Source organism: Curtobacterium sp. MCLR17_045, from assembly GCF_003234405.1.
In the GTDB taxonomy this organism is placed as follows: Bacteria; Actinomycetota; Actinomycetes; order Actinomycetales; family Microbacteriaceae; genus Curtobacterium; species Curtobacterium flaccumfaciens.
On sequence record NZ_QKTB01000001.1, the window covers coordinates 312,851 to 335,053 of the forward strand.

The 22,203-nt window shown below is 70.9% G+C and carries 19 protein-coding genes; 9 read left to right on the top strand and 10 right to left on the bottom strand.

All coding sequences use genetic code 11. The features are described 5' to 3' along the window. The first annotated feature begins 2 nt into the window (after positions 1-2). From gabT to DEJ05_RS17945, 4 genes are all read left to right on the top strand, one after another. Entirely contained in the window at positions 3-1,364 is a 1,362-nt protein-coding gene (gene gabT / locus DEJ05_RS01600) for a 4-aminobutyrate--2-oxoglutarate transaminase (RefSeq protein ID WP_111109546.1), read from the top strand. Between the two features lie 68 nt (positions 1,365-1,432). Beyond that, positions 1,433-2,920, top strand: coding sequence for an NAD-dependent succinate-semialdehyde dehydrogenase (locus DEJ05_RS01605; protein WP_111109614.1), 1,488 nt, complete (start codon positions 1,433-1,435; stop codon positions 2,918-2,920). Continuing rightward, complete coding sequence (locus DEJ05_RS01610) at positions 2,917-4,287, top strand: NAD(P)/FAD-dependent oxidoreductase (RefSeq protein ID WP_111109547.1); 1,371 nt, start codon at positions 2,917-2,919, stop codon at positions 4,285-4,287. Before DEJ05_RS01605 ends, DEJ05_RS01610 begins: the two co-directional genes overlap by 4 nt. Positions 4,288-4,363: 76 nt before the next feature. Further along, positions 4,364-4,522: a hypothetical protein gene (locus tag DEJ05_RS17945; protein ID WP_155896911.1), complete on the top strand. Its 159-nt coding sequence runs from the start codon at positions 4,364-4,366 to the stop codon at positions 4,520-4,522. Between the two features lie 332 nt (positions 4,523-4,854). Here the strand turns inward: DEJ05_RS17945 and DEJ05_RS01615 are convergent, their stop codons facing one another. The 10 genes from DEJ05_RS01615 to DEJ05_RS01660 all read right to left on the bottom strand — a co-directional run bounded on the left by DEJ05_RS01615 (position 4,855) and on the right by DEJ05_RS01660 (position 16,143). After that, complete coding sequence (locus DEJ05_RS01615; RefSeq protein ID WP_111109548.1) at positions 4,855-6,219, bottom strand: NAD-dependent succinate-semialdehyde dehydrogenase; 1,365 nt, start codon at positions 6,217-6,219, stop codon at positions 4,855-4,857. Between the two features lie 22 nt (positions 6,220-6,241). After that, positions 6,242-7,654 carry an APC family permease gene (locus DEJ05_RS01620; RefSeq protein ID WP_111028824.1) on the bottom strand — a complete coding sequence of 471 codons (1,413 nt, stop codon included), beginning with the start codon at positions 7,652-7,654 and terminating at the stop codon, positions 6,242-6,244. 133 nt (positions 7,655-7,787) lie between these two features. Continuing rightward, entirely contained in the window at positions 7,788-8,798 is a 1,011-nt protein-coding gene (locus DEJ05_RS01625; RefSeq protein WP_111109549.1) for an agmatine/peptidylarginine deiminase, read from the bottom strand. Next, positions 8,795-9,829 (bottom strand): nitrilase-related carbon-nitrogen hydrolase, encoded by a 1,035-nt coding sequence (locus DEJ05_RS01630; protein WP_111109550.1) that lies wholly within the window; start codon positions 9,827-9,829, stop codon positions 8,795-8,797. The genes DEJ05_RS01625 and DEJ05_RS01630 overlap by 4 nt, the downstream gene beginning before the upstream one ends. 39 nt (positions 9,830-9,868) lie before the next feature. After that, entirely contained in the window at positions 9,869-10,579 is a 711-nt protein-coding gene (locus tag DEJ05_RS01635; protein ID WP_181433006.1) for an Abi family protein, read from the bottom strand. A gap of 221 nt (positions 10,580-10,800) precedes the next feature. Beyond that, complete coding sequence (locus DEJ05_RS01640) at positions 10,801-11,454, bottom strand: DUF1345 domain-containing protein (RefSeq protein ID WP_111109551.1); 654 nt, start codon at positions 11,452-11,454, stop codon at positions 10,801-10,803. 42 nt (positions 11,455-11,496) lie between these two features. Further along, complete coding sequence (locus tag DEJ05_RS01645; RefSeq protein WP_111109552.1) at positions 11,497-12,840, bottom strand: NAD(P)/FAD-dependent oxidoreductase; 1,344 nt, start codon at positions 12,838-12,840, stop codon at positions 11,497-11,499. Then, entirely contained in the window at positions 12,840-14,204 is a 1,365-nt protein-coding gene (locus tag DEJ05_RS01650) for an FAD-binding oxidoreductase (RefSeq protein WP_111109553.1), read from the bottom strand. The genes DEJ05_RS01645 and DEJ05_RS01650 overlap by 1 nt, the downstream gene beginning before the upstream one ends. A gap of 2 nt (positions 14,205-14,206) precedes the next feature. After that, entirely contained in the window at positions 14,207-15,664 is a 1,458-nt protein-coding gene (locus tag DEJ05_RS01655) for an aspartate aminotransferase family protein (protein WP_084740608.1), read from the bottom strand. Continuing rightward, positions 15,661-16,143 (bottom strand): Lrp/AsnC family transcriptional regulator, encoded by a 483-nt coding sequence (locus DEJ05_RS01660; RefSeq protein WP_035809531.1) that lies wholly within the window; start codon positions 16,141-16,143, stop codon positions 15,661-15,663. The genes DEJ05_RS01655 and DEJ05_RS01660 overlap by 4 nt, the downstream gene beginning before the upstream one ends. 133 nt (positions 16,144-16,276) lie before the next feature. Here DEJ05_RS01660 and DEJ05_RS01665 point away from each other — a divergent pair, with 133 nt between their 5' ends. The 5 genes from DEJ05_RS01665 (at position 16,277) to DEJ05_RS01685 (ending at position 21,982) form a co-directional block, all read left to right on the top strand. Beyond that, entirely contained in the window at positions 16,277-17,731 is a 1,455-nt protein-coding gene (locus DEJ05_RS01665) for an aminobutyraldehyde dehydrogenase (protein ID WP_111109554.1), read from the top strand. A 24-nt stretch (positions 17,732-17,755) separates the two neighbouring features. Continuing rightward, the gene (locus DEJ05_RS01670; RefSeq protein WP_111028815.1) at positions 17,756-18,943 is read left to right on the top strand and encodes an ABC transporter ATP-binding protein; all 1,188 of its coding nucleotides are present in this window, start codon (positions 17,756-17,758) and stop codon (positions 18,941-18,943) included. Next, complete coding sequence (locus tag DEJ05_RS01675; RefSeq protein ID WP_220036989.1) at positions 18,940-20,160, top strand: PotD/PotF family extracellular solute-binding protein; 1,221 nt, start codon at positions 18,940-18,942, stop codon at positions 20,158-20,160. The genes DEJ05_RS01670 and DEJ05_RS01675 overlap by 4 nt, the downstream gene beginning before the upstream one ends. Positions 20,161-20,234: 74 nt before the next feature. After that, entirely contained in the window at positions 20,235-21,107 is an 873-nt protein-coding gene (locus tag DEJ05_RS01680) for an ABC transporter permease (RefSeq protein ID WP_071404408.1), read from the top strand. After that, on the top strand, positions 21,104-21,982 hold the full coding sequence (locus DEJ05_RS01685; protein WP_111109556.1) for an ABC transporter permease: 879 nt from the start codon (positions 21,104-21,106) through the stop codon (positions 21,980-21,982). The genes DEJ05_RS01680 and DEJ05_RS01685 overlap by 4 nt, the downstream gene beginning before the upstream one ends. The last annotated feature ends 221 nt before the right edge of the window (positions 21,983-22,203 follow it).

A 22,203-nucleotide genomic window follows, 5' to 3' on the forward strand; every position in this document is an offset into this window, starting at 1 on the left:
GCATGTCCTCCACCGCAGCGTCCGCGAACCGAGCGACCACCGGCGGCCCGTCGCTGCCCCAGGAACGACGGCTCGTCACGGCCGTCCCCGGCCCGCGATCGCAGGAGCTGCTCGCCCGGAAGGCCGGCGCCGTCGCGGCCGGGGTCGGCGTCGCCGTGCCCATCGCGGTCGTCGCGGCCGGTGGCGGCGTGGTGGTCGACGCCGACGGCAACTCGTTCGTCGACCTCGGGTCCGGGATCGCCGTGACGTCGGTCGGCAACGCCCACCCCGGCGTGGTCGCCGCCGTCACCGAGCAGGTCGCGGCCTTCACGCACACGTGCTTCACCATCGCCGCCTACGACGGGTACGTCGCCGTCGCCGAGGCGCTCAACCGGCTGACCCCCGGCGACCACGAGAAGCGGACGGCGCTGTTCAACTCCGGGGCCGAGGCCGTCGAGAACGCCGTCAAGATCGCCCGGAAGCACACCGGTCGGCAGGCCGTCGTCGTCTTCGACCACGCGTACCACGGCCGCACGAACCTGACGATGGCGCTGACCGCGAAGAACCAGCCCTACAAGAACGGCTTCGGGCCGTTCGCACCCGAGGTCTACCGCGTCCCGATGTCGTACCCGTTCCACGACGGGCTGTCGGGGCCCGAAGCGGCGAAGCGTGCGATCAGCCAGATCGAGAAGCAGGTCGGCGCCGAGAACACCGCCGCGGTCCTGATCGAACCGATCCAGGGCGAGGGCGGCTTCGTCGTCCCGGCACCGGGGTTCCTGACCGCGCTGTCCGAGTGGACCGCCGCCAACGGCGTCGTGTTCATCGCCGACGAGGTGCAGACCGGGTTCGCCCGCACCGGCGCGATGTTCGCCAGCGAGCACGAGGGGATCGTGCCCGACGTCGTCACGACCGCGAAGGGCATGGCCGGCGGACTCCCGCTGTCCGGCGTGACCGGGCGTGCGGCGATCATGGACTCCGCCCACGTCGGTGGCCTCGGCGGGACCTACGGCGGCAACCCGATCGCCTGCGCCGCAGCCCTCGCGGCCATCGACGCCTTCGAGCACGACGGACTCGTCGAGCGCGCCGGGGCGATCGGCACGGTCCTGCTCGACGCCCTGCGCAGCGCCCAGGCCGACGACCCCCGCATCGGCGACGTCCGCGGTCGCGGTGCGATGGTCGCGATGGAGCTCGTCGACCCCGCCACCGGTGATCCCGACCCCGGGCTCACCGGACGGGTGGTGCGGCACGCGTTCGAGCACGGGGTCATCGCCCTCACGGCCGGCACGTACGGCAACGTCGTGCGCTTCCTGCCGCCGCTGTCGATCGACGACGACCTGCTCCGCGACGGCCTGACCGTCGTCCTCGACGGGCTGGCCGCGTCGTGAGCGCGACCATCCCCACGACAGCCTGGCCCAGCGTCCCCGACGCCACCGGACCAGCCGCCGAACAGGCGGTGCTCGACCGCGTCCCCACGGGCCTCCTGGTCGACGGTGTCTGGCAGCCGGCGGCCGACGACGCGACCTTCGCCGTCGTCGACCCTGCGACCGGCGAAACACTCCTGCACATCGCCGACGCCTCACCCGAGGACGGCCGGAAGGCGCTCGACGCCGCCGTCGCCGCACGGCACGGCTGGGCGGCGACGCCGCCGCGGCAGCGCGCCGAGGTGCTGCGCCGCGCGTTCGACCTGCTGCAGGAGCGACGCGAGGAGTTCGCGCTCCTGATGACGCTGGAGATGGGCAAGCCCCTGGCCGAGGCCCGCGGCGAGGTCGCGTACGGCGGCGAGTTCCTCCGCTGGTTCTCGGAGGAAGCGGTCCGGATCGGCGGTTCGTACGGCACCAACCCCGAGGGGACCGGCCGCGCCACCGTCTCGCACAAGCCCGTCGGGCCCGCGTTCCTGATCACGCCGTGGAACTTCCCGTTGGCGATGGCGACCCGGAAGATCGCGCCGGCGCTCGCCGCCGGCTGCACCGTCGTCGTGAAGCCGGCCGAACTGACGCCGCTGACCACCCTGCTGTTCGCCGACCTGCTCGTCGAGGCCGGCGTGCCCGCCGGCGTCGTCAACGTCGTCCCGACCACCCGGGCGGCCGACGTCTCCGCGCCCGTGATCGCCGACCCCCGCCTGCGGAAGCTGTCGTTCACCGGTTCCACGCCGGTCGGACGCACACTGCTCGGCCAGGCGGCGCAGAACGTGCTCCGGACGAGCATGGAGCTCGGGGGCAACGCCCCGTTCCTGGTGTTCGCCGACGCCGACCTCGACCTGGCGGTGGAGGGCGCACTCGCCGCGAAGTTCCGGAACACCGGCCAGGCCTGCACCGCCGCGAACCGGTTCCTGGTGCACGAGGACGTCGCCGACGAGTTCACGCGCCGGGTCACCGAACGGGTCGCCGCGATGCGGGTGGGCCGGGGGACCGAGGACGGCGTCGCCATCGGGCCGCTCATCGACGCCCGCGCCGTGGACAAGGCGCACCGCCTGGTCACCGACGCGGTCGAGCGCGGGGCGACGGTCCGCACCGGCGGGCACCCGGTCGACGGGCCGGGCACCTTCTACGCGCCGACCGTCCTGATCGACGTGCAGCCCGGCAGCGCGATCCTCGACGACGAGATCTTCGGGCCGGTGCTCGCGATCCGCACGTTCCGCTCCGAGGACGAGGCCGTGGCCGCCGCGAACGACACCGAGTACGGTCTGGTCGGCTACGCGTTCACCGAGGACCCGGCACGCGGGCAGCGCCTGATGGAGCGGCTCGAGACGGGCATGCTGGGGCTGAACACCGGGGTCGTGTCGAACGCCTCGGCACCGTTCGGCGGCGTGAAGCAGTCCGGCCTCGGTCGCGAGGGCGGCGGCGAGGGCATCACCGAGTACCTCGAGACCATGTACACGCTCACCCCGGACCCGTTCCGGCACACCGACAGCACCACGACCGCACAAGGAGCAGCTCGATGATCGAGAAGGACGTCGTCGTCATCGGAGCCGGTGTCGCCGGTCTCACCGCCGCGGACCGCCTGCGGGCCGCCGGCCTGCGGGTCGCCGTGCTCGAGGCCCGCGACCGCGTGGGGGGCCGCACCTGGACGAACGACATCGACGGGGTGACCCTGGAGATCGGCGGGCAGTGGGTCTCGCCCGACCAGACCGCACTGCTCGAGACCCTCGACGAGCTCGGCCTGCAGACGTACGACCGGTACCGCGAGGGCTCCAGCGTCTACATCGACGCCGACGGCACCCGGACCGAGTACACCGGCGACATATTCCCCCTGCCCGAGGCCACGGCGAACGAGATCGAACGGCTCGTCACCGTCGTCGACGAGTACGTCGCGAAGGTCGACCCGGCGCGCCCCTGGGAGACCCCGGACGCGGCCGCCCTCGACGAGGTCTCGTTCCGCGCCTGGCTGCACGACCTGAGCCCCGACCGGGTCGCGACCGACAACGTCGAGCTGTTCATCGCCGGCGCCATGCTCACGAAGCCCGCGCACGCGTTCTCGGCGCTGCAGGCCCTGCTGATGGCGGCGTCCGCCGGCAGCTTCACCAACCTGGTCGACGCCGACTTCATCCTCGACAAGCGGGTCGTCGGCGGCATGCAGCAGGTGTCCGAGCGGCTCGCCGAGCGCCTCGGCGACGACGTGCACCTGAACGCGCCGGTCCGGACGCTGCGCTGGAGCGACGACGGGGTCGTCGCCCTCGCCGACGGCGGGATCGAGGTGCACGCCCGACAGGCCCTCGTCGCGGTGCCGCCGCCCCTGTACTCGCGGATCTCGTACGAGCCGCCGCTGCCCCGACGCCAGCACCAGCTGCACCAGCACCTGTCGATGGGCTTCGTGATCAAGGTGCACGCCGTCTACGACCGCCCCTTCTGGCGTGCGGCGGGCCTGTCCGGCACCGCGTTCAGCCCGTACGAGGTCGTGCACGAGGCGTACGACAACACCTCGCACGGTTCCGAGCAGGGGACCCTGGTCGGGTTCGTCTCCGACCAGCACGCCGACGACCTGTTCGCGCTGTCGACCGAGGAACGGCGGGCCCGGGTGCTCGCCTCGCTGGCGCACTACTACGGTGACGAGGCCCTGTCGCCGGTCGTCTACTACGAGAGCGACTGGGGCACCGAGGAGTGGACGCGCGGCGCCTACGCGGCGAGCTTCGACCTGGGCGGGCTCGTCCGCTACGGCGCCGACCAGCGTGCCGCCGTCGGTCCGATCCGGTTCGCGTCGAGCGACCTGGCCGGGCAGGGGTACCAGCACGTCGACGGTGCCGTGCGCATCGGTCGCGAGGTCGCCGAGGAGATCCTGGCGGTCGTTCCGCAGACCGCTGCGATGCGGTAACCGCCTCGGTGGGTCACGGCTGAGTGACCTGTCCAGGTACTGACGTACCCAGGCGCTCGCGCGTACCGTCCGGGCCATGAGTGACGCAGCGAACGGGTCCAGCGACCCCACGAAGGACCAGGAGCAGTACACCGAGGACCTGCCGGACGGGTCGCCCACGGGCGACGCGACGGAGGACCCGCAGCAGGACAGCGACACGGACTCCGGCGGCGAGCCCGCCGACCCGCAGCAGTAGCGGCGACCCACGGCGGCGCGGTGGTGCGGCGGCGCGGCGGCGTGAGACGCCGGCGTGTTCGCTCGACGCCTCCACGTCAGCGAGACGCCGCCGGATCCGGCGGCGTCTCGCGCGTTCCGCGGCGTCGAAGCGTGACGACGGCGTCTTCCGGTGGCGACGTGGGAGGGGCGACCGACGAGCGTACGGGAGGCGCGGCACCAGCTGGAACCGCGCCTCCCGTCCGTCGTGGGTCCGGCTGCAACACACCGGCGTCTTGATCGGACGCCGTCCCGTCGGCGAGACGCCGCCATGTTCGGCGGCGTCTCGCGCAGACGCCGGCGTCTCCGCGCCGGTCAGCCGATGCGGATCAGCTTCTTGTTCACGAACTCGTCGGCCCCCAGGGGGCCGAGCTCGCGGCCGAAGCCGCTGCCCTTGACGCCACCGAACGGCAGCTCCGGGCTGTCCGCGCCGACGATGTTCACGTAGACCATGCCGGCCTCGATCCGGTCGGCGACCCGGAGCGCCTGGTCGGCGTCGGTGGTGAACAGGTAGGAACCGAGGCCGTACGGGGTGTCGTTGGCCAGGGCGATCGCCGCGTCCTCGTCGGCGACCCGGTACACGGCGGCGACGGGACCGAAGAACTCCTCGCGGTAGGCGTCGTTGTCCGGTGTGACGTCGGTCAGGATCGTCGGCAGGAAGGCGTTGCCCTGGCGGTCGCCTCCCGTGACGACGGTCGCACCCTGCGCGACGGCGCCAGCGAGCTGTTCCTGGAGCCGGTCGGCCGCGGCCGGGGACGACAACGGACCGAGTTCGGCACCGGGCACGCTCGGGTCCGTCGGTTCGACCGCCGACATCGCCGCGGTGAACTTCGCCAGGAAGTCGTCGTACAGGCCGTCGACCACCAGGAACCGCTTCGGGGCGTTGCAGACCTGGCCGTTGCCCTCGAGCCGGGTGGCGACGGCGGACTCGACGACGGCGTCCAGGTCGTCGGTGGACAGCACGATGAAGGGGTCGGAGCCGCCGAGTTCGAGCACCACCTTCGTCAGGTTCCGGCCGGCGATCTCGGCGACCGCGGCACCGGCGCGTGCCGAACCGGTGAGCGAGACGCCCTGCACCCGCGGGTCGGCGATGACGTCGGCGACCTGGTCGTTCGTCGCGAACACGTTCGTGTAGGCCCCGGCCGGGAAGCCAGCGTCCTGGAAGATCCGCTCGATGGCCAGGGCGGACTCCGGGCACTGCGGTGCGTGCTTGAGCAGGACGGTGTTGCCGATGACCAGGTTCGGGCCGGCGAACCGGGCGATCTGGTACGCGGGGAAGTTCCACGGCATGATGCCGAGCACGACGCCGATCGAGGCCTTGCGGATGAACGCGGACCCCTCGGACCCGTCAGCCAGGGTGATCGGCTGGTCGGCCAGGAACTCCTCGGCGTGGTCGGCGTAGTAGTCGTAGATGTCGGCGCAGAAGTCGACCTCGCCCTCGGCCTGGTCGACCGGCTTCGCCATCTCGCGGACGATCGTGGCGGCGAGCTCGGCGTGCCGCTCCCGGTACAGGTCCGCGACCCGGTGGAGCAGTGCTGCACGGTCGGCGACCGTCGTCGTCCGTGACCACTCGGTGTGCGTGCGGTCGGCGGCTGCGACGGCGTCGCGCAGCTCCGCGTCCGTGATGGTCGGGTAGGTCTCGAGGGTCGTGCCCGTGGTGGGGTCGGTGACGGCGTACATGGCGTCCTCTCGTGGTGGCCGGTCAGGCCTGGTCGGTCAGCTGCTTGTTCACACCGGTGACGGGCTGGTTCTCGTCGAAGCCCTTCGGTGCGACCCGGAAGCCCTTGGTGATGACGAGCAGGTAGACGAACCCGATCGCCGCCCACACTCCTCCTGCGATCAGGGCGTCGGCATGGAGCTGTGACCAGAGCACCCCGGTCAGGAGCATCGCGACACCCGGCAGCACGATGTAGCGCCAGCGGTCGCCCGCCGTGTGACGGCGCCCGTTCCGGATCGCGAAGTGCACGATCACGGTGGCGTTGACGAAGGTGAACGCGATCAGGGCGCCGAAGTTGATGTAGGCGGCGATCGTGTCGAGCGAGAAGCTCATCGCCAGCAGGGTGACCGCGCCGACGAAGACGACGTTGAACACCGGGGTGTGCGTGCGGGGGTGCACGTAGCCGAAGACCCGCTTCGGCAGCACGTTGTTCCGGCCCATCACCATGAGCATGCGGGCGACGCTGGCGTGCGACGCGAGACCCGAGGCGAGTGCGGCGACGAACCCGGCCGACACGAGGACCGCCTGGAACACCGGACCGCCGACGAGCAGGCCGATCTGGGGGAGCGGGTCGTCGGTGAACTCGCCGAAGGGTGCGTTGGTGGGGAAACGGAGCTGGGCGAAGTAGGCGGAGACCAGGAAGATCGCGCCGCCGAGCAGGACGGTCAGCATGATCGCCTTCGGCATGATGCGGATCGACTTCGCCTCTTCCGTGTACATCGTCACGGCGTCGAAGCCGATGAACGAGAAGCACACCACCGTCGCTCCGGTGAGCAGGGCCGACATCGTCACGCCGTCGTGCACGAAGGGTTCGGCGCTGACGATCGTGCCCGCGCCGGCACCGTGGGTGAGCTCGATGACGGTGAAGACCACGAACGCGATCATCGCCAGGACCGCACCGATGAGCAGCACCATGTTCAGGTTCGACGTGCCGCGCATCGACAGGCAGATCACCGTCGTCACGAACACCGTGTACACGACGACGGTCACCCACGGGGGCAGCCCCGGGAACACCTGCTCCAGGTAGAGCCGGATGATCAGGGCGTTCACCATCGGCAGCAGCAGGTAGTCGAGCAGTGACGCCCAGCCCACCATGAAGCCGAGGTTCGGGTGCATCGACTCCCGGACGTACGTGTACGCGGAACCGGCCGCGGGGTAGACGCGCACCATCTTCCCGTAGCTGATCGCGGTGAGCGCCATGATGACGAGGGCGATCAGGTACGCGCTCGGCACCGCGCCGTCGGTCTGCTCGGAGACGATCCCGAAGGTGTCGAACACGACCGTCGGGGTCATGTAGCCGAGGCCGAGTCCGACGATCGCCCAGAGCCCGAGGCTCCGCTTCAGCGACCCGCCGCGCACCGGTGCTGCCGGCGCAGTGACCGCGATCGGTGATGCCATGTGACTTCCCTGCTCTTCGGGGCCGGGCAGCGTCGCCCGGATCAGTTCGGAGCACCATACCGACGGGTCGGCGGTGGGCGGACCGGCCGCGGTGTACAGGTGATCGGGACCCGCTGTACACCGCGGCAGTGGTTCAGGCCACCGGTTGCTGCTGCGTGATGCAGTGCAGCCCACCACCCCGCGCGAACACCTGTCGTGCGTCGATCGAGCGGACCCGTCGGCCCGGGTACGCCTCGGCGAGGATGCCCCTGGCGCGGTCGTCAGCGACCGGGTCGCCGAAGGCGCAGGCGATCACGGCGTCGTTCACCACGACGTGGTTCACGTAGTTCCAGTCCACCGGTCCACCGTCGTCCGACAGCGTCGACGGGGCCGGCAACTCGATGATCGTCGCGTCGGTCGCCTGCTCGAGCGCTCGCCGGATCTGGGGCATGACCAGGTGGTCCGGGTGGCCCGCATCCGGCTGGGCGTGCAGCAGGACCGTGCCCGGATCGGTGAAGGTCGCCACCATGTCGACGTGGCCCCGGGTGCCGAAGCCGTCGTAGTCGCGCGTCAGGCCGCGGGGCAGCCAGACCACCCGCGTGGCGCCGATCGTGCGCGCCAGCTCCAGCTCGACGCGCTCCCGGTCGGCGTACGGGTTCCGTCGCGGGTCGAGCTGCACCGTCTCCGTCACGAGCACGGTGCCGGCGCCGTCGACGTGGATCGCCCCGCCCTCGTTGACGAGCAACGACGGGATCCGCCTGGCTCCCGCAGCACCGGCGACCGTGGCGGCGACCGCGGCGTCACGCGTCCAGGTCGACCACGGGTTCGCGCCCCAGCCGTTGAAGACCCAGTCGACGGCACCGAGCGCACCCGTCACGTCGTCGACGACGAACGTCGGCCCGATGTCGCGCATCCAGAAGTCGTCGAGCGGCGCCTCGAGCACGTCCACGCCGGCCGACAGCAGGCGACCGGCATCCGCCCGTGCGACCGGGTCCACGACGACGGTCACCGGCTGGTGCTCGCTGATCGTGTTGGCCGTGGTCGCCCATGCCAGACGCGCGGCGTCGGCGCTCGCCGCGTCGTCGCCGAGCGTCAGGCCGGGGCGCGGGAACGCCATCCAGGTGCGTTCCTGCGGAGCCGTCTCGGGAGGCATCACCCACGTCATGCGTGCGCCTCGCGCCCGGTGGTGGCCGGTTCCACGGCCAGGGCTGCGTCGATCGCGTCGCGTGCGCCGTACGCGTGGCGTTCCTCGTCGACGGGTTCGACGAGTCCGGCGTACAGGTCGGGGCGCCGGGTCAGGTAGAAGGGGAACAGCCGGAGCCACTCCGTCCGGGCGTCGAGGTCGAGGTCGGCGACGAGCACCACGCTCGCGTCACGGCGAGCCTCGACGAGCACCCGGCCGAACGGGTCCGAGATGAAGGACGAGCCGTAGAAGGTGATGTCGCCCTCGTCGCCCCACCGGTTCGGCACGACCATGAACTGCCCGGCGGTGATGCCGTTCGCCACGATCACCCGCTGCCAGATCGGTGCGGTGTCGAAGTCGGGGAAGGTCGGTTCGGAGCCGATCGCCGTCGGGTACACGAGCACCTCGGACCCGGCGAGGCCGTAGGACCGGGCCACCTCGGGGAACCACTCGTCCCAGCAGGTCGGCAGCCCGAGGCGCGCGCCGAGTCCGGCGGGCTCGTACACCGGGAAGGCATCGTCGTCGGTCCCCGGGCGGAAGTACGTGTCCTCGTGGTAGCCGGCGCTGATCGGGATGTGGGTCTTCCGGGTCCGGCCGACCAGGGTGCCGTCGGGAGCGACGAGGACGGCGGTGTTGTAGCCGCGGGGGTCGTCGGGCTGGTCGTCGTCGTCCGGCCGCTCGTACAGCGAGGCGTGCACGAACACCCCGTGCTCGATCGCCTGGGCACGGGCGAAGGCGATGGTCGGGCCGTCCTGCAGCGACTCGGCGAGGTCCTTCGGGGTCCCGCTCGCCGGGGTGTCGCCCGGGTAGCGGCGCAGCGTGAGTTCGGGCAGGAACACCGCGGTGGCTCCGTGCGCTGCGGCGGTCGCGATGCCGTCGGCGAGCTGGGCCAGGTGCTCGTCCGGGTCGGGGAGCCACCGCATCTGCACCAGGGCGACGCGGAGCGATCGGCGGGGTGCCCCGGTGTCGGCGTGCAGCGGCGACGGGAGCGAGGGTGCGGTGACGACGTCCATGCGCCATTGTTGATCGCATGGTCAACGCGCGCAAGACCTTCACGCGGTTTGCCATTCACGCCGCGGGTCCTCCTTGATGAGCCGCCGTAACGGACTGCGGGCGGCCGCGAGCGCGGGGTAGTCCTGATCGAGGCTGGCAAGCAGGGCGAGCATGCCGTTGAGCCGGTGCCGGACGTCCACTTGCAGCAGGTTGTCGTGGTGAGCGACACGATTTCGGAGTCGGCGGAGCGTCTCGAGTTGGAGCCCGATCGTCTGCCGGCTGGAGTCGTTCGACGACGCACCGGGGAAGGCCGCAGACAGCGCGGCACCCCACAACAGCTGCTGGCGCGCAGGCGACTCGGATCGGGACACCGGGCGGATGAGCTTGACCCACGAACCGAACATGAGTTGAGCGACGACGTCGTCGTGGCTCGGGACGGTGCCGGATCGGGGGTGCTCCGCGTGACGGTCTGATGCCTCTTGAGCAGCTCGACTCCGGGCATCTGCCAGCTGCCGACGAAGCAACGCGTACAGCGGTTCGACCGTTGCACCCGCGGTGCTCCAATCCGGCGTGCTGCCCTTCCTGGCGTTCCACTCGGTCAACTGGAGGTCGAGAGCATTGCGCACGGCGATCTCGACGAACGCGATCTGGCCGTGGAGTGCCCCGGCCAGTTGTCCAGCCCAGAGGTACAGATCGCTCGCGCGGCCCAGATCACCGTCGGCGGCACAGAGGTAGGTCGCGAGTCGGGCAGGGCTGACCAGACGCTCCAACGCGCTCGGTTGACTGCCTGACGACGAGGCCCTAGCGTTGACGGCACGAGCGTCGGGCTTGGACCGACGTGCATACCCCGAGATCCCCCCGCTGAGCGGGGGGATCTCTGTTTCCCGGGGGTCTCGTTCCCAGGGGTCGCGGTGCATCCGGCAACGCTAGGGCTTCGGCACCACCGTGGGAATCGAACGTGCAATGGCGACGATGGTTCACGTCTCCGTGGTCAGCTGATGATGTTGACCGCGCGCGAGATGACCAGTGCCAGCAGGATGAACCCGCTGAGCGCCTGGTAGGCCATGATCATCTTCGCCCGGACGGTCATCGGCATCGTGTCCGTCGGGCTGAACGCCATCATGTTCGTCATCGCCACGTAGAGGTAGTCGAGGTAGACCGGCCGCCAGTCCGCGGTCTTCGGGTCGGTCTCCTGGGGGAACTGGAAGTCCGCCTCGGCCGTCGACCACAGTTCGGGGCGCCGCCGTGCCACCGGGCCCCCGCGGTCGAGCTCCCAGTAGACGAGCCCGAACACGATGATCGTGCTCACCCAGACCTGCAGCGCGGTGAGCAGCACGGCCGCACCGTCCGCGTGGCCGCCGAGCAGCTCGGTGATGGTCCGGATGACGGTGAGCTGACTGGCGACGGTGAGCAGGGCCGCCAGCGCGAACGACAGCCACCGTGACCAGGCGGTCTCGCGCGTCAGACGCCGCGGGTTGAAGACGATGAGCGGGGCGAGCAGCAGGACGCCCAGGACGGGCACCACCCACGACGGGAAGAACAGCACCTCGTCGGGCAGGAACAGGCTCAGTGCCAGGTTCACCAGGACCGCGACGGCGACCGGTGCCCGGTGTTCGTGTCGCGGTCGGGTCCTCGTCGGGGTCACGGAGCGAGTGTCGCACGGGCCGACACCCCCGGGGTGTGGCGCTCAGGGCCTGGACAGCGGGTCGGCGAGCGAGAGCGGTTCGACCTGGGCGCCGAGCAACCGCCCGGCTGCCCGCAGCCCGGACAGCAGCGCACCGTGCACCGTCGCCGGGTCGTCGCTCCAGGTGGCCTCGCCGGCGAGCTGCACCCGGCCGGACGGGGTGCCGAGCAGGTCGTGGTCGTCGGGTGACGCCCCGACGTGGAGGTACGAGTACGAGCCCCGCGAGAACGGGTCCTCGGCCCACCGGGTGATCCGGAACGCCTCGGGCTGGGGGACGGACGGGCCGAACATCTTCCGCAGCGCCGCCACCCCCTCGTCGACGACCATGGCGTCCGGCAGGGTCTCGAGCCGACGGGCTCCGGCGCCACCGACCAGGGCGGCGAGCACCGGCGCACCGGTCACCCGGGACATGTCGTACCAGGAGTGCCAGTCGACACCGGCGGACCCCTGCTGCCGGACCACCCACGAGTCGCCCCAGAACCGTGTGGGGAACCGCAGGAACACCTTGTCGTAGGTGCCCATCCCGAGCCGGTCGAGCGCTCCGGTCACCGGCGCGGACAGGGGCGGGTCGAAGACAACGTCGCCAGCCTGCAGCGCCCCGAGCGGCACCGTGACGACGACCTGCGGGGCGGCGACGGTGGTGCCGTCGGCGAGCCCCACGGTCACGGATTCGCCGGCCTGGGTCACCGACCGCACGACCGACGACAGCCGGACGTCGAGACCCTCGGCCAGCGTGCGGGCGTACTGGGCGTAGCCGCCGGGGAACACCACCTCGTCACCGGGGACGTGCTCCTCGTCGAGGCCGTGCGCGTCGAGGACGGTCACGGGGGCACCGCAAAGGTCCTCGGAGCGGTGGGCCGTGTACTCGCGGACGCGTGCGGCTCGGTCGCCCTCCCACCGCAGCGAGCGGAGCACGGTGTCGACGGCGGCCGCGTAGGTCGAGGGCGGGGGAGCATGCGCGACGACGGCGTCGAGGGCCGCGTCGACGGTGTGCAGGTCCGCGACGAACGCCGACGCGTCCTCGGCGGAGAGTGCGGCGCCGGACGGGTCGTGCCAGGCGATCGGCCGGCCGTCGAACTGGAAGCTGCCGACCGTGAACTCGACGGTCTCGATGCCGAACCGGGGTGCCAGGGCCCAGAGCGGGTTGCCGTCGACCCCGTGGATCCACGAGGCACCGAGGTCGACCGGCACCCCGAGTGACGCATCGGTCCAGGTGCGCCCGCCGATCCGGTCGCGGGCCTCGAGCACGACGACCCGCTGCCCGCCGAGTGCGAGCGCCCGGGCGGCGGCGAGCCCGGCGATCCCCGCCCCGACGACCAGGACGTCGGCGTCGAGACCAGCAGCCATCAGTGTCCTCCGGTCAGCGGTGCCATCAGCCGGGCCGCCAGACTCGGCCGCCCGGTCAGTGCTTCCTCGCGGTCGGCCAGGTCGGTCGCGACGAGTCCCGCGTTCGCGCCGAGGAACCGCAGCGGCTCGGGCTCCCAGTCGGGTGATCGGTGGTTCACCCAGGGCAGCGCGGTCAGTGCCGTCGACTCCCCGCGCACGAGGTCGGCAAGGGTCCGTCCGGCCAGGTTCGTCGTCGACAGGCCGTCCCCGACGTACCCGCCGGCGCTGCCGACGTGTCCGTCCCAGGTCACCGAGGCGCACCAGTCGCGCGGCACCCCGAGCGGGCCGCCCCACGTGTGGGTGACCGAGGCGTCCGCGACGACGGGGAACAGGTCGACCAGGGCCCTCCGCAGGTGCTCGAAGACCCGCGGCACGCGGTCGTACCCGGGCGTGATCGAGGACCCCCAGTGGTAGCGGGCTCCGCGGCCGCCGAACGCCAGCCGGTCGTCGGCCGTGCGCTGCCCGTACACGAGCAGGTGCCGGTAGTCGGAGAACGTCTGCCCGTGCTCGAGCCCGATGCGCTCCCACGCGGACGCCGGCAGCGGGGCCGTGGCGATCATGAGCGAGTACAGCGGCAGGATCCGCCGCTTCGTCTGCTCCAGCTGGGCGCCGTAGCCCTCGACCGCGATCACCACGGCGCCCGCCGTGACGGTGCCGCGCGACGTGACCACACGCCCGCGATCCCAGGACGAGACGGGCGTGTGCTCCGCGATGCGGACGCCACGGGCCTCCAGGGCGGCCGCGAGGCCACGCACCAACGCGGCGGGCTGCACGCGCGCGCAGTCCGGGGTCCACGCGACCCCCGCCGATCCGGCGGCGTCACCCGGTCGAGCGGCCCGCCACGTCACGTCGTCGCCCCATGTCGCGGAGGACGCGACCTCGTCGTGGGCGGCGCGCTCCTGCACGGCGGAGCGTGCGTACAGGACGGTCCCGCCCTTCACGTAGTCGCAGTCGACCTCGGCTTCGGCAGCTGCGCGGCCGACCTCGTCGACGGTGTCGCGCATCGCTGCGCGGAGCGCGAGGGCGGCGTCCCGCCCGTGCTCCTCGGCGATCGCCGAGGCGGACCGCGGGAACAGCGCCGAGCACCAGCCGCCGTTCCGACCGGACGCGCCGAAGCCGGCGATCTCGCGTTCCAGGACGACGATCTGGAGGCCCGGGTCGGCCTGGTGCAGGTACCACGCGGTCCAGAGACCCGTCAGTCCACCGCCCACGATCGCGACGTCGGCCGTCGTGTCGCCGTCGAGCGGCGGCCGGGGCGTCAGGTCGTCGCGTCCGGTGGACGCGAGCTGGTCGAGCCAGAACGAGACGCCCCGGTAGCCGCTCACGGTCAGATCTTCGTCCAGGCCTCGGACAGGACGCTCCGCAGGATCGACGTCATCTCGCGGAACTCCGGCTGCCCGATCGTCAGCGGCGGTGCGAGCTGCACGACGGGGTCACCGCGGTCGTCGGCCCGGCAGTACAGCCCCGCGTCGAACAGCGCCTTCGACAGGAACCCGCGCAGCAGCCGCTCGGACTCGTCGTCGTCGAAGGTCGTCTTGGTGGCCTTGTCCTTGACGAGCTCGATGCCGTAGAAGTAGCCGTCACCGCGGACGTCCCCGACGATCGGCAGGTCGAGCAGGGTGTCGAGCTCGGCGCGGAAGAGCGGGGCGTTCTGCTGCACGTTGGCGAGCAGCCCCTCTTCCTCGAAGATGTCGAGGTTCTCCATCGCGACGGCGGCCGACACCGGGTGCCCGCCGAACGTGTAGCCGTGGTAGAAGGTCGTGTCCCCCTTGGAGAACGGCTCGAACAGCCGGTCGCTGATGATCGTCGCGCCGATCGGGGAGTACCCGGAGGTCATCGCCTTGGCGCACGTGATCATGTCCGGCACGAAGCCGTAGGTGTCGCAGGCGAACATCGTGCCGATCCGGCCGAAGGCGCAGATGACCTCGTCCGAGACGAGCAGCACGTCGTACTCGTCGCAGATCTCGCGCACCCGCTGGAAGTACCCGGGCGGCGGGGTGAAGCAGCCGCCGGAGTTCTGCACCGGCTCGAGGAACACCGCGGCGACGGTGTCGGGGCCCTCGAACTCGATCATCTCGCGGATCCGCTCCGCCGCCCAGAAGCCGAACTGCTCCTCGGTGCCCCCGGGGAAGCCCATCTCCTCGGCGCGGTACGAGTTCGTGTTCGGCACCCGGAAGCCGCCGGGGGTCAGGGGCTCGAACATCTCCTTCATCGCCGGGATGCCGGTGATCGCCAGGGCGCCCTGCGGGGTGCCGTGGTAGGCGACCGCCCGGGAGATCACCTTGTGCTTCATCGGCTTGCCCTGGAGCTTCCAGTAGTACTTCGCGAGCTTGAAGGCCGTCTCCACCGCCTCGCCGCCGCCCGTGGAGTAGAAGACCTTGTTGAGGTCACCGGGGGCGTGCTCGGCCAGCCGGTCGGCGAGCTCGATCGCGGCGGGGTGCGCGTACGACCAGATCGGGAAGAAGCTCAGCGTCTCCGCCTGCTTCGCGGCCATCTCGGCCAGGCGCTTCCGCCCGTGTCCGGCGGCGACGACGAACAGGCCGGACAACCCGTCGATGTACTCCTTGCCGTGGCTGTCGTAGACGTGGTGGCCCTCACCGCGCACCATGATCGGCACGTCGGCGCCGGCCTGGTTCGCACCGTGCCGGGCGAAGTGCATCCACAGGTGGTCCCGGGACTTCCGCTGCAGGTCGGCGTCGTCGACCGGTGCGAACGGGTCGTAGGAGTGGAGGCGGGCGGCCGGGCCCGTCGTGGTCCGGCCTGTGGCCTGTTCGGAGATGGTCATCGCGTTCCCCAGTCGTAGAGCTGTTTGCGGAGTTGCAGGTAGACGAAGGTCTCGGTGCCGGCGACGCCCGGGATGGCCCGGATGGTGCCGTTGAGCAGTTCGATCAGGTCGTCGTCGTCCTCGCACACGACCTCGACCATCAGGTCGAAGCTGCCGGCGGTCATCACGAGGTAATCGACCGCCGGCAGCTGTTCCAGGGCATCGGCGACGGTTCGGGTGTCGCCGCTGACCCGGATGCCGATCATCGCCTGGCGGTGGAAGCCCAGTTGCATCGGGTCGGTGACCGCGACGATCTGCATGACGCCGGTCTCGGTCAGCTTCTGCACGCGCTGCCGGACCGCCGCTTCACTGAGACCGACGGCCTTGCCGATCTCGCCGTACGGGCGACGCCCGTCCGCCTGGAGTTGTTCGATGATCCGCTTCGAGGTGTCGTCGATCGGTCCCGGACGTCGTGGTGCTGCCGCCATGCCGGACAGCATGGCAGCGAGGTTCGGGGTGCGCAAGGGATTCCGTTGTGAACTCCGTGTTTCGCGACGATTTCCGTTGTTACAGTTCTCCACAACCTCCGGATCCTTCTTCCGCGCCGCCGGAATCCGTGTCAGGATCACCGCCATGCTGGACGCACAGAGCACGGCGACGGCGGACACCGACACCCGGGTCCTGCGGAACTTCGTCGGTGGTACCTGGGTCGAGTCGACCGCCGACACCACGTTCGACCTGGTCGACCCGACCGACGAGCACGTCTACGGCACGTCCCCGGTGTCCACCCCCGCCGACGTCGACGCCGCCTTCGGTGCGGCCGCGACCGCGTTCGAGACCTGGCGCCGCACCACCCCCGGCGAACGGCAGCTCGCCCTGTTCCGGATCGCCGACGCGATGGAGCAGCGGGCGTCGGAGTTCGCCGACCTCGAGTCGCTCGACACCGGGAAGCCCCGCGCCACCCTGGTCGAGGACGAGATCCTGCTGTCCGTCGACCAGATCCGCTTCTTCGCCGGGGCCGCCCGGAACCTCGAGGGCCGGAGCGCCGGCGAGTACCTGGCCGACCACACCTCGTTCGTCCGGCGTGAGCCCATCGGTGTCGTCGCCCAGGTCACCCCGTGGAACTACCCGCTCAACATGGCGGTGTGGAAGTTCGCGCCGGCGCTCGCCGCGGGGAACACCACCGTGCTCAAGCCGAGCGACACGACGCCCCTGTCGACCCTGCTGCTCGCCGAGGTCGCCGCCGAGTTCCTGCCGCCGGGGGTCCTGAACGTCGTGGTGGGGGACCGCACCACCGGCGCAGCGATGATCGACCACCCCACCCCGCAGCTCGTGTCCATCACCGGCTCCGTCCGCGCCGGCATGGAAGTCGCCCGTGCCGCCGCGGGTGACCTCAAGCGCACCCACCTGGAGCTCGGCGGCAAGGCACCCGTGATCGTGTTCGACGACGCGGACATCCCCTCGGCGGTGGCCGGGATCGTCGCCGCCGGGTTCTTCAACGCCGGACAGGACTGCACCGCCGCCACCCGGCTGCTCGTGCAGGACGGCATCCACGACGAGTTCGTGGTGGCGCTCGCCGCAGAGGCACGGCTCAACGCGCGAACCGGGTCGGACGGCTACTTCGGCCCCGTCAACAACGCGAACCAGCTCGGGCACGTGCAGTCGTTCCTGGACACGCTGCCCGACCACGCGACGATCGAGCTCGGCGGGGCACGACAGGGTGACCGCGGGTACTTCCACGAGGCCACGATCGTCGCCGGCCTGCGCCAGGACGACCGGGCCGTGCAGCAGGAGATCTTCGGCCCCGTGCAGACCGTGCAGCGGTTCTCGACGGAACAACAGGCCCTGACGTGGGCGAACGGCGTCGAGTACGGCCTGGCGAGTTCGGTGTGGACGACCGACCACGCGCGGGCGATGCGCTTCGCCCGTGACCTGGACTTCGGCTGCGTGTGGATCAACACGCACATCCCGATCGTCGCCGAGATGCCGCACGGCGGGTTCAAGCACAGCGGGTACGGCAAGGACCTGTCCCAGTACGGCTTCGACGACTACACCCGCATCAAGCACGTCATGTCCTACATCGGCTGAGGCCGACCACCCCCTGGAGGCACCATGGCAATGACCGGAACGTTCGCCGAATCGGGAGCCGATCTCCGGCTCGACCAGATCACGAAGTCCTTCCCCGGCCACACCGCGGTGGACAGCCTCGACCTGACGGTGCCCGCCGGCTCGTTCTTCGCGTTGCTCGGCCCGTCGGGCTGCGGCAAGACGACGACCCTGCGGCTCGTCGCCGGGCTCGAGGAACCCACGAGCGGCACCATCACCATCGGCGGCCAGGACGTCACCGACACGAAGCCGTACCAGCGGCCCGTCAACACGGTGTTCCAGAACTACGCGCTCTTCCCGCACATGAGCGTGCTCGACAACGTCGCGTTCGGGCTGAAGCGGCGCCGGATCCCGGACCCGATGACGAAGGCCACGGAAGCGCTGCGGCTCGTCGAGCTCGAGGGGTCGGCGTCGAAGCGGCCCGCCCAGCTCTCCGGTGGCATGCAGCAGCGCGTCGCCCTGGCCCGCGCGATCGTGAACCGGCCGGCCCTGCTGCTGCTCGACGAGCCCCTCGGCGCCCTCGACCTGAAGCTCCGCCACCAGATGCAGCTCGAGCTGAAGACGATCCAGGCCGAGGTCGGGCTCACGTTCCTGCACGTCACCCACGACCAGGAAGAGGCGATGACGATGGCGGACACCGTCGCCGTCATGAACGGCGGCCGGATCGAGCAGATGGGCAGCCCGCAGGACCTGTACGAGCTGCCTCGCACCGCGTTCGTCGCGAACTTCCTCGGCCAGTCGAACCTGCTCGAGGGCGAGGTGCGCGGCACCGACGCCGGCCTGCTCGTCGTCGCCACCGCGGCCGGTTCGATCGCGGTGCCGGCCGACCGAGCCGTCGCCACGACCGGGCGCGTCGTCGTCGGCGTGCGGCCCGAGAAGCTCAAGATCCGCACCGCCGAACCGACCCCCGAGGCCGGACGGAACATCCTCGGCCCGGGTCGCGTCGTGGACGTCTCGTTCTCCGGCGTCAGCACCCAGTACCTGGTCGACGTGCCGGGTGCCGGTCGCGTCTCGGTGTTCGCGCAGAACTCGAAGGGCGGGCCGCGGATCGCGACCGGCACCGAGGTCTGGCTCACGTGGGGCGTCGACCACGGTTTCGGTCTGGAGGCGCACCCCGCGTCCGACGCGACCGTCACCACCCAGGACGACCCGGGCCTCCAGGCCGTCCCCGCCACGGCAGGATCGCTCGCGTGACCGGCGCGGTGCCCGGTCCGGACCTGCTGCGCGGGCTGACGTCGGCGCGCGTCAGCCGACGCGGCCTGCTGGCCAGCGGCGGTGCCGCCGCGCTGGCCGCCCTGCTCACCGGTTGCAGCATCAAGGGCTCCGCCGCCGCCGGCGCCGAGGACACCGTCGACTGGGCGGCGTTCTGGAAGGACGCGAAGGCGACCGGCACCCTGAACTTCGCGAACTGGCCGCTGTACATCGACTCCGACCACGGCAAGTCCGAGTCCCTGGCGCTGTTCAAGAAGGAGACGGGCATCGCGGTCGACTACCAGGCGGTGATCCAGGACAACGCGACCTTCTACGCGACCGTCTCACCGATCCTGCGGGCGCACGGTGCGACCGGCTACGACCTCGTCGTCATGACGAACGGGTTCGAGCTGACCCAGATGATCAAGAACGGGTTCGTGTGCGAGCTCGACCACTCGCGGTTGCCGAACTTCGCCGCGAACGCCTCGGACTCCGTGAAGGACCCCATCTACGACCCGGGCAACAAGCACTCCGTCGTGTGGCAGACCGGGTTCACCGGGCTCGCCTACAACCCGAAGTACACCGGGCGGAAGATCACCTCGCTCAAGGACCTGCAGGACCCGGCGTTCAAGGGCCGCATCGGGCTGATGAGCGACAACACCGAACTCGGGTCGCTCGGACTGCTCGCGCTCGGCATCGACCCGGAGACCTCGACGCCCGCCGACTGGCGGAAGGCCCAGGCCTGGCTGCGCGAACTGCGGCCGAGCGTCACCGGCTTCTACGACCAGAGCTACATCAACCGGTTGGAGAACGGCGACACCTGGATCACCCAGGCGTGGTCGGGCGACGTGTTCCAGGCGCAGCAGTCCGGGTTCCCCGACCTGGAGTTCGTCACGCCGGAAGAGGGGCAGATGACCTGGCACGACAACATGCTCATCCCACGGCAGGCCGAGAACCCGGTGTCGGCGCTCGAGTGGATGAACTTCTACTACACGCCGAAGATCGCCGGGATCGTCGAGGACTGGGTCAACTACGTCTGCCCGGTGCCCGCTGCCGAGGACTACGTGCGGGACGAACTCGACGACGCCACCGTGGCGGACAGCCCGCTCGTGTTCCCCTCTGCCGACGTGCTGGAGCAGTCGCACGAGTTCCGGGTGTTCGAGAACTACGACGAGTACTCGGAGTGGAACGGCATCTTCAACGCGGTGGTGCAGTCGTGAGCGCGGTCGGGGTGGCACCGGGGGTCGGTCCCGGTGGTCCCGGTGGTTCCGCCGGTCCGTCCAGTTCCGCGCCGGTGCGGCGGGGACGCCGTCGGAGCACGCCGTTCTTCCTGGCGCTCGTCGGCACCGCGTACCTCTGCGTGTTCTTCGTCATCCCGCTGGTGTCCGGGCTGATCGTCTCGCTCATGACCGGCAACCCGGACGACGGCTACACGTTCACCTGGAACTTCGGGATCTACGGCTCGCTGTTCGTCGACCCGCAGGTGCCCTACCTGACGTTCCTGCTCCGGTCGCTCTGGTACGGCGCCGCCGCCACGATCGCCTGCATCGTCGTCGGGTACCCGGTGGCGTACTTCATCGCGTTCCGGGTCTCCCCGCGGTGGAAGAACCCGCTGCTCATGCTCGTGTTCATCAGCTTCCTGGTGTCGTTCATCATCCGGACCGACATGTGGGCGTTCGTGCTCGCGTCGCAGGGGCCGGTCGTCACGACGCTGCAGGCGCTCGGGTTGGCCGGCAAGGACTTCCACATCCTCGGCACCGGCGGCGCGGTGATCTTCGGCGACGCCTACAACGACCTGGCCTTCATGGTCCTGCCGATCTACGCCGCCCTCGAGCGCATCGACCCACGACTCGGCGAGGCCGCGAACGACCTGTACGCCGGCAAGTTCCGGGCGTTCTGGCACACCACGCTGCCGCTGTCCCGCTCGGGCATCTTCGCCGGGGTGCTGCTCGTCTTCATCGACAGCGTCGGCGACCCGGTGAACTCGGCCCTGCTCGGCGGCACGAACACGTACACGATCGGTCAGGCGATCCAGGACGCCTACTCCGGCAACCAGCAGTACAACGTCGCCGCAGCCCTGTCGACCGTGCTCATGGTCGTGCTCGGCATCATCCTGTTCATCTACGCCCGCGTCTCCGGCACCGACGACCTCGAGGACCTCGTATGACCGCCGTCGCACCGTCCCGATCCGCCGCCGCTCCGGCCTCGCCCGTGACCGGTTCCGTCGCCGGCCGTCCGCGTCGTCACGGCGTGAACCGTCGTGGGCCCTGGCTCGCCATCGTGTACTGGGTGACGATCGCGATCACCCTGGTGCCGATCGTCTACATGATCGTGTACTCGTTCAACGACGCCCCCACCAACCGGCTGTCGTTCGCCTGGAACGGTTTCACGACCTACTGGTACGCGAACCTGGTGAACGTGTCCGGGCTCGGGGCGGCGTTCCTCACCTCGGTGCTCGTCGCGTTCCTCGCCGCGGTCATCTCCGTCGCGATCGGGCTGCCCCTCGCGCTGGCGCTGGAGCGGTACCGGTTCCCGGGTCGCGGAGTCGTGAACACCGTCGTGTTCGCCGACATCGCTGCGCCGTCGATCGTCGTCGGTTCCGCGTCGCTCTCGTTCTTCCTGTCGGTGGGGCTCGGCACCGGGTTCCTGACCGTGCTCATCACGCACGTGGCGTTCGACGTCGCCTACGTGGTGGTCGTGCTGCGGGCTCGGATCGCGGGGACCTCGCGGGCGCTCGAGGAGGCCGCGGGTGACCTCGGGGCGACACCGTTCCAGGCCTTCCGGCTCGTCACCCTGCCGCTGCTGGCGCCGGGCATGCTCGCCGCCGGGTTGCTGGCGCTCGCCATGTCGATCGACGACTACGTGATCACCTCGTTCGTCGCCGGGCCCGCGGTCACCTTCCCGCTGTTCGTCTACGGCGCCGCGAAGGCCGGGATGCCGCCGCAGGTGCTGTGCTTCGGGACGCTCGTGTTCGCGGTGGGGCTGCTCGTCGCGCTGCTGAACGGGGCGCTGAACCGGCGGTTGGCTCGGACGCGGGGGTAGGGGCCCGCGCGCGCTGGCACCGGCACGGTGCGGGGTGCGTGGGCTGGTGCGCGGTTGGCCGCGTGGTGCGCGCTTGTAGCGGCGCACGGTGCGTGGAACTTCGCACGGGGTGAAGAGGTGCGCACGGTGCGGACGGGAGGCGCGTGGCGGGCTGGCGCCGTGCCTCCCGATGGCGGGTGGTGCGTCCACCGCACGGTGCGGGGTGCGTGGGCTGGTGCGCG